Origin of the sequence: Pseudomonas sp. HMWF006, assembly GCF_003061205.1 — a bacterium.
In the GTDB taxonomy this organism is placed as follows: Bacteria; Pseudomonadota; Gammaproteobacteria; order Pseudomonadales; family Pseudomonadaceae; genus Aquipseudomonas; species Aquipseudomonas monsensis.
Genome location: NZ_QAIU01000464.1, coordinates 633 through 12,537, shown reverse-complemented (window position 1 = coordinate 12,537; position 11,905 = coordinate 633). Strand labels below are relative to the sequence as shown.

Here is an 11,905-nt window from a genome sequence, read left to right as displayed (position 1 = left end):
CAGGGACGAACGCTGGCGAATGCTGTAATGCGGACGGCTGTTGGGCACGTCGAAACTCGGGTCATGCTCGAACGATTCGAACGGCACGTATTCCTGATAACCAAGGCCACCGGGCTTCCAGCCAGTCACGGTTTCCACCGAAAACACACCGCAGTTTTCCAGATCGTATTCCGCCGGCAGCAGCAGGTATTCGTCCTGCTTGCCGTCGAGACGGATCGGCAGGGCGTCGTGGGCGAACAGGTTGGCAATCGGCGTGCAGAACAGCTTCACGTTATCCAGGGTCGGACGCATGCGCATGATGCCGCTCTTGCGAATGTCGAAGCGCAGTTCCAGGCCACGCATCTGCTTGAGCGTGTCTTCCGGCAGCGCCTTGAGAATGTCCAGACCGTTGACGTCGACGAACAGGAACTTGTCCTGGAAAGCGAAGTATTCCTGCAGGTAGCGATAGCCACGGAAAGTGTTCAGCGGATATGGAATCAACGCCTCTTCTTCGGCAAAACCCACCGGCTTGACCCGGTCACCGGGAATCTTGAACGCCATCGGCTTGCCGGCGACACCATCTATCGGCTTGCCGGCGCCGTCGAGCGGGATCAGCTCGATGCCTTCGAGATTGCGCAGCAGGCTGAGGTAGAGCATCTGGCTGATGTAGCGCTCACCGGCAAAGTGCAGACGCAGTTTGCTCAGTTCCAGCTCACCGAGGTGGCCGTCGGCGCTCATTTCCAGACGCAGGCTGAGCAGCGAGCCGTCGCCTTTCACCGAGTAGTTCAGCGCAGCCAGATCCAGCGGCAGCACCTCAGTCGGATAGCAGGTGCGGAAGCGGCAACGCACGTCTTCGATCGGCTTGCTTTCAATCGGCGTATCGCGCTCGACCCGCAATGCAGGCCCGGATCGCTTGAGCGGATCGAACTGCAAAATGCTGAACGCCGGCAGCGGGCGCATGTAGTTCGGCCACAGCAGTTGCATCAGCGAATGGCTGAGTTCCGGCAATTCGTCATCGAGCTTCTGCCGCAGCCGCCCGGTGAGAAACGCAAAGCCTTCCAGCAACCGCTCCACATCCGGATCCCGCCCGGCCTGCCCCAGGAACGGCGCCAACGCCGGACTACGCTCGGCGAAACGGCGACCGAGTTGGCGCAGTGCGGTGAGTTCGCTTTGGTAGTAGTGGTTAAAGGACACGGGTTACCTGCCTGGTAGTGGAACTCATCAAAAAAATATCCTGTAGAGCGCGACCGTTGCTGCGGCACACACGTAACCGCCGATGAGTAGGTAAGGCACAATCATGATCAGGCCGAAAGCCATATAGGCGTCTTGAGACTGCCCAGCGATCAAACAGCACACGCCATAAATCACCCATGGCACGATGTAAAAGGGGATGAACTTCACGGGCGCCCACCAGACCATCCGCAGCGCTTGTTGTTCGGTTCTGCTTTTCGCGGATCGAGACATCCAGAACGCAAACCCCAAAAGCCCGGGAATACCCCACCACAAGAGGAATTCCCAATAGGTATGGGATGAATCGTGCGTCGTGTACAAGCCACTCCACAGGTCGTAGGAAGAAATCGCGAGCACCACCAACAATGGCCACCACAAGGCGAGCATGAAGAAGCTCAGTTGAGCGCGACTGAGCTTGGGCATCTCGTCCGCTGCGTCGATCATTGGCGAGCCGCCATCCTCAGCTCGGCAAACCGACAGCACCACTGTCTGGCAAGAGCGAAATTTCACTGAGTCTGCCCTCTCTTGCTTGCGGTGATCGGCACGTACGAATCGATGAAGAGGTATTCACCGTCGGAAGCGCTGACACGGTTCATCGTCAACGGTTTGCCATCGTGGGTGGCGAAGCGCACCCAGCCTTCTCTGACGAGACTGCCGCCTTCTGAGCGAACCTCAACGAAATAGTCCGGCGGCGCCGACCGGGTAATCTCGATGAAGTCGCCACCATCCTCCGCACCGCGCCACACCGCATCGGGATACTCGGGCAATACCCGCTTAACTTTGCTGCGAATCGACCCGACCCAGAACACCACGACCACGATGACGGCCAACGCACCGATCAGGCTCAGCAGGTGATTGAGCCATTTCCAGACCCGCAGCCACGTCATCATGGCGTGCACCATGTGCGCACATCTCGCTTGTCGAAGCTCGCACATTGATTGCTTTTGGCGATCACTCGGTAAGCGTTTTCGGGGGTGTAGGCAAAGTAATAAAAGTTGACCCGATCCTCACCATAGAGCCAGTAGGATGAGGAGCCTTGATTGATTTCGTATGGTTCGAAGGTCCAGATGGATGACTCCGCCGGGATGGAATTGGCGCGGTCCATGAGCAACATCAAGGCGTTGGAAAGCATCTGCGTGACAGAATTATTGAGCACGAGATAGAGCACACAGGCGAGCGCGCCCATCGCCATTACGAAGCGCTGTAGCCAAATCATTCCGAGGCGACTTGAGCGGTTCATGCGACCGCCTCCTGCACAGGACCCGCAGACATCGTCTGCCGCATCAGCGCGCGTTTTTCCCAGCGCAGCTCAATGACTTGCGTGACCAAAATCGCCAACAACGTGACGCCGCCTTGGGCCACGGTGTAGAACAGCGCACGCAACGGGTTGTCGGGCGCCATCATGAACAAAATCCAGGCAACCATCAGCGCAAGTAAACCGAGCTTGGCCCATAATTTCGGGATAACTGCGGCCAATGCGTTCACCGCGAAAAAAATATAAATAAACATGTAATGAGCGATACCGATGCCCACGCCACGGGTAGTGAACCCGCCGTTGAATGCTTTGTAGGCCACAACAACCGCGTCATTCAAAAACACGTAAGCCACGCATCCAATGACGTGAATTAATAGGCATAACGCGAGACGTACGTAGCTGTTCATGTGGCTATCAGTTTTCCAAAATATCGTAGGGTGTATTACTGATAAAAAAATTCAGCCAATGTTCTTCCGTACCCGATATCCAGAGCGTGTATTTTTTGGTCGCTTTGTCCATTTCAATAAATACCACTCCGACCGTCCCCTCATCTTCACGAAAACGCATATCAAGAGCGTCTTGAGAAAAAATTGGCGACCTGTAAACCTGATCCGCATGATCACGATCTTTAATTCGCAAATAAACAGTGTTTCTGGGCGTAAGCAAAGAGCTTGCAGAGACAGACTCGATGATATATTTACCGGACGGACTGACATCTGACACAGAAGCCGCGCGCGTTAACACACCGATGACCACCAACGCCACAAAAGCAACCAGCCCGACAACACAGGCAACTGCCCACATAATGTATTTTTTAGTGGAGGTCATTTGACAAGTATCTCTATGGGTTCCGCTGCAACAGGCTCATATAAAATATCCGAATAAACACGGAAATCACCGCCCTTCTTCTCGGAGTCCCGGTACTCGCGAAAGTCACTGTTTTGCACAAGCAGATAATGTTTACTTTCCAATTCACGGTATCGGCGCTCGGAGTCTTCTTTTTTCCTGGCTACCTGCTCGGGAGTCGCGCCAGCACCGGCACCAAAGTAGATGCTGTTCATTTCTCTATTCAGTTCCAGGTTTGTATTCATGCCTTCGACAGGATCAGCGATTAACCCGCCAAAGCCCCAGTAACCCAATACCTGGCTGACGATTACGATGCCGCCATCGTTAAAGTCATAGGAGTCTTCAAGATAGAAAGCCAATTGGGTCGGGATGAACACGATGCGCTTTTCCGTAACCTCAACTGCCCCTTCTGCAATGACATGAACGTTAAAGTTTGCCAATGCGCCCCTTAATTCATTGACGTCATCAGTGCCCCACTGGTCAAACTTGACTGTGACGGAGTTAAAATAACCAAATTTTTCAGCCTTAACTGCCGAGCCGCCAAACGAAAGAGGATAAACACCAACCGGGCTACTCTCGAAGGCGGCCTTGATATTAGCTTTAATCTCTTTTAGTGCCGGCGTGTTATTCCAGTTCTTTCTCAGATGATCGACCGCATTTTTTGTTCGATCAAACTGCATCGCCCAATCCATTTTGACGATAGAGTCTTCGATATATTTTTGCGGCGCAAACTGGCGATGACTCTTTACCTCTTCATCCATACCGCCATCTTCATTTGGCCACGGCTCCCCTTCGAACCAATGTGTCATCAAGGCGGCAGCGACCGGCCAATTCATCTGATTCATGGTGTCCGGGATATCAGTGATTTTATACAGCCGCGTAGTTACAGCCTGTCCGGTTTTATTGTTAGCCGGAGTCATGGTCGATGCTACTGTTGTCGCCATTTTAAAATCCTTTCTGATATCCGTTGATGCTCAAGGAACCTAAGCCAGCACGACCTTGGATTGCGGATGAATGATCATTTCCACAGCTTCCGCCGTTTCAGAGAACACTTTCTGAGTCTTGCCGTCTGCACCAGTCACACCATTGATAACTTTTCCCGAGGAGGTCTTGAGGGTGTATTCAACACCAGCCAGCGGTTTCCCGGATTCTTGGCAATTGATCACAAAGTGCTCGTTAAACGGCCACTGAATCTCCACCGGCAACGGCGGCACAAACGGCGCCGGCGAATGCGAATTCCCGATAATCACCGTCCCGGATCCAGCCGTGACCTTGTTGCCATGGGTCCCCACCGAATCAACCGTCGCGGCAGGTTTACCGTTGATCAATACAGTGGTCGCCAATCCGCCCGACATCGCACCACCACACGCCGAGGCATCGCCTTGGCGGGCGGCCGCGAGGCCGTCGAAGAACACGTCGCCGGAACCGGCGGCGATCGGGTTGGTACCGTGGCCTGGAAGTGGGCAAGCGGTGGGGTCGGATACGCGTGCTGCGGGTTTGCCAGACATCGGGGATCTCCTTAGGTGACCTTCACTTGACCGCTGCCATCCAGGCGCGCGGAAAAACTGACCTGACGCTTGAACCCTTCAACTTCCAGCAGGCCTTCGATGCTGAAGGCCAGGCGCAGTTGATCGTGGTCACGCGGCAGGGAAATGACACGCACGTTGCTCAGGCGCGGCTCGTAGGCTTCGATGAAGCTTTCGATGGCCAGGCGGGCCTGACTCAGGGAGTCGTGCAGGCTCAGGCGCATGTCATTGAGATCGGGCAACCCGTAGTCGGACAGCGTTTGCACGCTGCCGGCCCGGGTGCTGAGCATTTTGGCCAGATGGGCAGCCACCGACGCCATGGCCGAAGCCTCGAGGCTCCTGCCCTTGCGCTGTTCCGCATCGCCATTGAGGCGTTCGAAAAGACTGCCGTATCCGTCCATGAGTCGCTCTTACTCTTTGTCCAGCTTGCCAACCAGCGACAGGGTGAAATCGGCACCCATGTACTTGAAGTGCGGACGCACGTTCAAGCTCACGCGGTACCAGCCCGGCTCGCCTTCAACGTCGCTGACGATCACTTGCGCAGCGCGCAGCGGACGACGGCCACGCACTTCGGCGCTCGGGTTTTCCTGGTCGGCGACGTACTGGCGAATCCACTTGTTCAGTTCCAGCTCGAGGTCGGTACGTTCTTTCCACGAACCGAGTTGCTCGCGCTGCAGCACTTTCAAGTAGTGAGCCAAGCGGTTGACGATCATCATGTACGGCAGTTGGGTGCCGAGCTTGTAGTTCAGCTCTGCCGCCTTGCCTTCTGCACTGATGCCGAAGAACTTCGGCTTCTGCACCGAGCTTGCGGAGAAGAACGCCGCGTTGTCGGAGCCTTTGCGCATGGTCAGGGAGATGAAGCCTTCCTCGGCCAGTTCGTATTCACGACGGTCGGAAACCAGAACTTCAGTAGGAATCTTGGTTTCGATTTCGCCCATGCTTTCGAAATGGTGCAGAGGCAGATCTTCAACCGCGCCACCGCTCTGTGGGCCGATGATGTTCGGGCACCAGCGGAATTTGGCGAAGCTGTCGGTCAGCTTGGTGCCGAACGCGAAAGCGGTGTTGCCCCACAGGTAGTGCTCGTGGCTGTTGGCAACGGTTTCCTTGTACACGAACGATTTGACCGGGTTTTCTTCCGGATCGTACGGGTTACGCAGCAGGAAACGCGGCACGGTCAGGCCAACGTAACGGGAGTCTTCCGAAGTACGGAAGCTCTGCCATTTGGCGAATTGCGGGCCTTCGAAGTGGTCTTTCAGATCTTTCAGATCCGGCAGGCCGGTGAAGCTTTCCAGACCGAAGAATTTCGGGCCGGCCGCGGCGATGAACGGCGCGTGGGACATGCAGGATACGCTGGCCACGTACTGCATCAGTTTCACGTCCGGCGAGCTTGGGGACATGAAGTAGTTGGCGATGATCGCGCCAACCGGCTGACCACCGAACTGGCCGTATTCAGCGGTGTAGATGTGCTTGTACAGGCCCGACTGCATGACTTCCGGCGAATCTTCGAAATCGTCCAGCAGGTCTTCTTTGGAGACGTTGAGGATTTCGATCTTGATGTTTTCGCGGAAGTTGGTGCGGTCGACCAGCAACTGCAGACCACGCCACGACGATTCCAGGGCCTGGAAATCCGGGTGGTGGAGAATTTCGTCCATCTGACGGCTGAGCTTGGCGTCGATCTCGGCGATCATGCGGTCAACCATGGCTTTCTTGACCGGCTCACCGTTGTTCTGCGGCTTGAGCAGCTCTTCGATGAACGCCGACACGCCACGCTTGGCGATGTCGTAGGCTTCGTCGTCCGGGGTCAGACGGGTTTCGGCGATGATGCTGTCGAGAATGCTGTATTCGCCGTTGTCGGCGCTTTTCTCTTGTGCTGCGCTAGTGCTCATTGTGTTGGCTTCCTTGGCTGCTGGGTTCTCAGGCGTCCGGGGCTGCGGCGTTCAGGCCCAGCTCACCGAGTACGCGACCGCGGGATTCGTCGTCGGCGAGCACGCCTTCGATCGCTTTACGGAACGCAGGTGCGTTACCCAGCGGGCCTTTGAGGGCCACCAGCGCATCGCGCAGTTCCATCAGTTTTTTCAGCTCAGGCACCTGCTCGACCAGGCTGGCCGGGTTGAAGTCCTTCATCGAATTGACGCGCAGTTGCACAGCCAGCTCGTCGGCCTCGCCATCTTCCTGCAGACGGTTCGGCACGCTCAGCGTCAGACCCAGTTCTTGCTTGGCCAACACTTCGTCGAAGGTCATCTTGTCGATGCTGATCGGCTTGCGATCCTCGATTTTGCGATCGTCCTTGCGGTGGGTGTAGTCACCGATTGCCAGTAGTTTCAGCGGCAGTTCAATCTCTTCCTGAGCACCGCCGGTGGCGGGTTTGAAGGTGACGTTGATGCGTTCCTTGGGGGCTACCGAGCCTTCTTTGGCCATGGCTTTTCTCCTTGCGGTTGTGGCCCTGGGGCCTATTCGAGTACCACTTCGAGGTCGAGGTGGCACAGCCTGCGATAAATCTCTTCCTTGCGTTCACGCACTGCATGGTTCTGCGGCAACAACTCGCAGCAACTGTGCAGCAGGTGCAGCACTTCCAATGCAAGATCGGGCTCCCAGGCGTGCAGGCCTGAGTCCTGTAATGTCTGATCGAGGGTTTCGAGCTGGTTCTTGGCCAGTTCGTACTTCTTGGCCATGAAGCACAGGCGCGCGAGGGCGAACTGCCAGAAGAAGCGCTCGCGACCACCGTGGGCCGACTGCAAACCCTGCTTGAGGATCTGCACGGCCGGTTTCAGGCCTTCCTTGCGCAGCAATGGCAACACTTCCTCAAGGGCCTTTTCCCAGGCGGGCTGGGTTTCGACGTTTTCGCTTTCGACCTTGCGCGGCGCACTGGCGCTTTGCAGGTGCGGCATGACGTTGGCGGCGATCCACGCCCGGGTGGACGGATCGGCAAACGGCGCGCCGTCATGGAAGCGCAACTCGACAATGCCGGGCAGGCGCTGAATCAAAAGCGCGAAGTGGATTTCCACTTCGCGCATGGCCAACTCGGCGTTGAGGTTCTGGAGACATTCCCAGACCATCCTCTGGCCATCGAACCAGAACGGCGCCTTCGCCAGGCTCGCCTCCAGTTCCACCAGCAGGTCGGCGTATTTGCCCTGATCGAAGCGGTCCTGATAGAGCTTGAGTTTCTCCAGCGGCAGGCCGCGCAACACGGTGATCTGCTCGGTGTTGCGCTCGGGTACCGCGTCGATGGTCATCCACAGCAGAGTGCGATTCAGGCGCAGGGCGCGCAGGTCGGTGGCCTTCTGCTTGAGCCACCAGGCACACAACGGGCGGGCACTTTCCTGCTGGGCGCGCAAGGCTTTGTGTGCCTCGCGCTCGTTGTCGATCGGCGCGCCGGGCGTCAGCAACTGGCTCGCAGCCTGCTTGACCTGCGCCACCGCCGCGCCCACCACGCCGGGGGCCGGCTGATTGTCAGCGGCGCGCTGGATCATGGTTTTCAGACGACGGGAGATCGGCAGCAGCAGCGGCGCATCATCGCCCAGATGTTCAGCGCAGGCCGCTTCGAGACCGGACAGGTGCTCGGAGAGCTGCCGGAACATCGGCAACTGCTCTTTGATCGCAATGTTTTCAGTGATGACCTGCTCGAGACGCGGCACCAGCCAGCCGATGGCGGCGGCACGGGTACGGGGTTTGAGCGGGTGAACGTCGGCCCAGTTGTTTTCCGACAGGTGGTGCAGCAAGCCGAGGCCCGCCAGCAGCCCGGGGAAGGACTCGCGCTGGTACAGCGACCACGTCAGCCAAGCGCCAACCCGTAAGTCCTTGGACTGGGTGCGCAGGAGATTTTCGCTGTTTTCACGGATTTTCAGCCAGTCGATCTGCCCGCTCTCGTGCATCGACGAAGCTTTGGCCAGCTCGCTTTCCAGGGCCTCGAATTCGCTCGAAAAACGAACGTCTTCGCCCGCGAAATTCTCTTTGGAAACAGAGACTTTTGCGAGTTCGAGGTAATGGGCGGAAAGTTTGCTTGAGTAGGACATCCATGGCCTTTAATTAGGATTACAGTCATGCGCCTATTGGAGTTGCCACGGCGCTGGACAGTATCGAAGAGCGGTGAAGCGACTCATCCAATTGAGATGTGCTCTTTCAAGTGGGCGCATCGTAATCACTATGATGGCCACTAGCAAGCATCCGATTAAACAACAAGACGAAGTGTTCATTGAGGCGTGTAAGAGATTGCCCTATATCCGACAGGGGAATCCCTGATAGCGATTTATATGGCCTGCATTCGCCACACCCCTTCAGAACCCTTGATCCAGAGCGGCCCGCTCGAACTTGACCGTATCGGCCCGAACGCCCGTTCCATAACAGGGCGGCAAGCATGACAACTCTCGAAAAAAATAGAAGTAGGACTCTTCCGAAAAACGCAGATTTTTCTAAATATTTTTTTCGCGGACAACGCCAAACAAAAAAAGTGCCATCAAATTGATGGCAGTTCATATTCCTGAAACTTATACGGAACTGCTGAACACTGTACATCCGTACCAACTCAATAATTATTGAAGTGTTTCCCTACAGTCTTTTCCTTCAATTCTGCCCGCACTTTTACACCCGGAATACTCTGACAAACCTCAGGGATACTTCTTACATCAATTTATTTCCTGCATTGCTAGCTTGCCTTGGCAAATTCTTTCGCGTGGCGATCAGGGACGATCGAACACCGCGCATCGACTCACCTTGCTTAAGGACAAGCGTATGTTCAGCACGGGCAGTTGCGCGCCTTTTACCCTGCAAATTCCCGGAATTCGCCATGATTTTCAGGTACTGGCATTCGATGGCACTGAAGCTATCAGTCAGCTTTATTCCATCCGCATAGAACTGGTCAGCGAGTATCCGCACCTCGATCTGGAGCGACTGCTCAGTCAACCGGCATTCCTGCAGTTCGGCCACAACGGCGAAGGCATTCACGGGCGTATCGAAGAGGTGATGCTCGGGGAATCCGGAAAACGCCTGACCCGCTATGCACTCACGCTGGTGCCAGCGTTGCACTATTTGCAGTTCAGCTACGACCAGCGGATTTTCCAGAAGCTGACGGTGCCGCAAATCATTGCGCAAGTGCTCCAGCGTCATGGCATCCAGTCCGACGTCTTCACCTTCAACGTCGCGCTCAATCCGGAGCGTGAGTACTGCACGCAGTATGACGAAAGCGATTTCGCGTTCATTCAGCGTCTGTGCGCCGAAGACGGAATTGCGTGGCATCACCAGCATTCGCCAGATCGGCATTTGCTGGTGTTCACCGACAGTCAGGTGTTCTTCCCGACACTGGGTCCGACGCCTTTTCAGGCCGACAGCGGCATGGTCGCGGAACACCCGGTGGTCAATGAACTGACCCTGCGCTTCAACACTCGCACCACCACCGTCACCCGCCGCGACTATGACTTGAGGCGACCCAACCTGTTGCTTGAAAGTCGTTTCACTGCCGAATTCACACCCGAGCTTGAGGACTATCGCTACCCGCTGCTGATGACGTCGGAAAAACACGGCAGACAACTGGCACGTCAGGCACTGGAGCGGCACCGCCGCGACTATTTATTGATCGAAGGCAAAAGCAATCAAAGCACCTTGCGCAGCGGCTACCTGTTCGACCTGACCGAACACCCGCGCCAGGACTGCAACGAGCTGTGGCTACTGGCAAGTCTTCATCATGAAGGAAGGCAGCCGCAGTCACTTGAAGAAGCAGGCAGCAATGACGCCCCACCCGCCGACGGTTTCACCCAAGGTTATCGCAACACCTTCACGGCCATGCCGGCGGAGGTGTCTTACCGCCCTTCTCTGCCACCGCGCAAGCCGCTGCTGGTCTGCCAGACCGCGCGCGTCACCGGCCCTGCTGGCGAGGACATTTTTTGCGACGAGTACGGCAGAGTTCGCGTGGAGTTCCCATGGGATCGCGCCGAACTCGGCAGCGAAAAAAGCAGTTGCTGGATCCGTGTTGCATCCAGTTGGGCGGGTGAAGGTTTTGGCGCGGTAACCATTCCGCGGATTGGCATGGAAGTGGTCGTGACCTTTCAGGACGGCGACCCGGACAAACCGCTGATCACCGGTTGCGTGCCCAACAAGGTAACCTCAGTCGCCCATCAACTGCCCGAACACAAGACCCGAACGGTATTGCGCAGCCAAAGCTCGCCGCGCAATGGCGGCTACAACGAGTTGTCGATCGAAGACCGTGCCGGCAGGGAAAAAATCTACCTGCGCGCCGAGCGCGACATCGAGCAACTGATCCTCAACGACAGTCGCAGCGTGATCGGTCATGACCGCTTCGAACAGACGGGCAACGACAGCACCACCCTGATCGAGGGCAAGGCGCTGCGCACCCACCAAGGCGTGCGCAGCACGGTGATCAACGCCGATGATTTGCTCACGGTCAGTGGCACCAGCAGTCAGTCGGTCGGGGCACTGGTGATTCAGGCCGGTGAACAGGCACATGTGAGCGCCAGCAACGTGGTGATTGATGCCGGCATGAGCCTGACGTTGACAGCCGGCGGGCATCACCTCGTGATCAACGCTGCGGGGATTTTCAGTAGCGTGCCCATCGTCGAGGGCGGTGCACCCATGCCGGGGATCACGCCGTTGCAACCATTGCAGGCTGAAGCCCGCCAAGCCATCCCCGCCATCGCCACCCCGCCGTCCATCCTCAGCGACGCCCGCCAGCAGGCGGCCGACTATTGCCCGCTCTGCGAGGCCTGTCTGGCTGGCCAGTGCAGCCTTGGAGAAGTCGCATGACTGCGCTCGAATCATGGCTGCACGAACAAAACCGGGCCGGGCGCGATCTTTATCTGATGCTCGATATCGACGGGCAGATGGATACAAGAGCTGCGCTGCTGGACGAACAGGGCGTTGCGCGGTATCGCAATCTGTATGCAGGAACAGCCGCAAACGCACTGGCGCAGGCAGGGCCGCTGCTGTTTCACATCGACTCCATTCATGACCCGGCGATTCAGAGTTTGCTGCGCGCCCCCGAACGCAACTGGGGCTGGCTGGCAAGCGCCAGTCACGTTGAGCTGGATACCCTGGCGGCGCATTGGCGCGAACGGGTGCT

The 11,905-nt window shown here is 57.0% G+C and carries 14 protein-coding genes; 2 read left to right on the top strand and 12 right to left on the bottom strand.

The features are described 5' to 3' along the window. From tssF to tssA, 12 genes are all read right to left on the bottom strand, one after another. Nucleotides 1–1,173, bottom strand: a 1,173-nt coding sequence (gene tssF, locus DBR24_RS20295; protein WP_256591684.1) for a type VI secretion system baseplate subunit TssF, incomplete at its 3' end; no start/stop codon positions are given. A gap of 27 nt (nucleotides 1,174–1,200) precedes the next feature. After that, nucleotides 1,201–1,653, bottom strand: a complete 453-nt coding sequence (locus tag DBR24_RS20290) for a hypothetical protein (protein WP_128615657.1) — start codon at nucleotides 1,651–1,653, stop codon at nucleotides 1,201–1,203. Between the two features lie 62 nt (nucleotides 1,654–1,715). After that, nucleotides 1,716–2,099 carry a hypothetical protein gene (locus DBR24_RS20285; RefSeq protein WP_128615656.1) on the bottom strand — a complete coding sequence of 128 codons (384 nt, stop codon included), beginning with the start codon at nucleotides 2,097–2,099 and terminating at the stop codon, nucleotides 1,716–1,718. Then, a complete protein-coding gene (locus DBR24_RS20280; RefSeq protein WP_128615655.1) occupies nucleotides 2,096–2,449 on the bottom strand; it encodes a hypothetical protein in 354 nt (117 codons plus the stop codon). Before DBR24_RS20280 ends, DBR24_RS20285 begins: the two co-directional genes overlap by 4 nt. Then, nucleotides 2,446–2,871, bottom strand: a complete 426-nt coding sequence (locus DBR24_RS20275) for a hypothetical protein (RefSeq protein WP_128615654.1) — start codon at nucleotides 2,869–2,871, stop codon at nucleotides 2,446–2,448. The genes DBR24_RS20280 and DBR24_RS20275 overlap by 4 nt, the downstream gene beginning before the upstream one ends. A 7-nt stretch (nucleotides 2,872–2,878) precedes the next feature. Next, the gene (locus DBR24_RS20270) at nucleotides 2,879–3,292 is read right to left on the bottom strand and encodes a hypothetical protein (protein ID WP_128615653.1); all 414 of its coding nucleotides are present in this window, start codon (nucleotides 3,290–3,292) and stop codon (nucleotides 2,879–2,881) included. Next, on the bottom strand, nucleotides 3,289–4,254 hold the full coding sequence (locus DBR24_RS20265) for a DUF6402 family protein (RefSeq protein WP_128615652.1): 966 nt from the start codon (nucleotides 4,252–4,254) through the stop codon (nucleotides 3,289–3,291). The genes DBR24_RS20270 and DBR24_RS20265 overlap by 4 nt, the downstream gene beginning before the upstream one ends. A gap of 39 nt (nucleotides 4,255–4,293) precedes the next feature. Continuing rightward, nucleotides 4,294–4,818, bottom strand: coding sequence for a PAAR domain-containing protein (locus tag DBR24_RS20260; RefSeq protein ID WP_128615651.1), 525 nt, complete (start codon nucleotides 4,816–4,818; stop codon nucleotides 4,294–4,296). Between the two features lie 11 nt (nucleotides 4,819–4,829). Continuing rightward, complete coding sequence (gene tssE / locus DBR24_RS20255; protein ID WP_122594477.1) at nucleotides 4,830–5,237, bottom strand: type VI secretion system baseplate subunit TssE; 408 nt, start codon at nucleotides 5,235–5,237, stop codon at nucleotides 4,830–4,832. A 9-nt stretch (nucleotides 5,238–5,246) separates the two neighbouring features. Then, nucleotides 5,247–6,722: a type VI secretion system contractile sheath large subunit gene (gene tssC, locus DBR24_RS20250; RefSeq protein WP_123469922.1), complete on the bottom strand. Its 1,476-nt coding sequence runs from the start codon at nucleotides 6,720–6,722 to the stop codon at nucleotides 5,247–5,249. A 28-nt stretch (nucleotides 6,723–6,750) separates the two neighbouring features. Continuing rightward, on the bottom strand, nucleotides 6,751–7,254 hold the full coding sequence (gene tssB / locus DBR24_RS20245) for a type VI secretion system contractile sheath small subunit (RefSeq protein WP_003229587.1): 504 nt from the start codon (nucleotides 7,252–7,254) through the stop codon (nucleotides 6,751–6,753). A 32-nt stretch (nucleotides 7,255–7,286) separates the two neighbouring features. Beyond that, the gene (tssA, locus tag DBR24_RS20240; RefSeq protein ID WP_128615650.1) at nucleotides 7,287–8,849 is read right to left on the bottom strand and encodes a type VI secretion system protein TssA; all 1,563 of its coding nucleotides are present in this window, start codon (nucleotides 8,847–8,849) and stop codon (nucleotides 7,287–7,289) included. A gap of 715 nt (nucleotides 8,850–9,564) precedes the next feature. Between tssA and tssI the strand changes: the two genes are divergently transcribed. Together tssI and DBR24_RS33035 are read left to right on the top strand one after the other, a co-directional pair. Beyond that, entirely contained in the window at nucleotides 9,565–11,589 is a 2,025-nt protein-coding gene (gene tssI, locus DBR24_RS20235) for a type VI secretion system tip protein TssI/VgrG (protein ID WP_128615649.1), read from the top strand. After that, nucleotides 11,586–11,905: DUF4123 domain-containing protein (locus tag DBR24_RS33035; protein WP_256591688.1), on the top strand; the 320-nt coding region annotated here is incomplete at its 3' end. The genes tssI and DBR24_RS33035, both read left to right, overlap by 4 nt.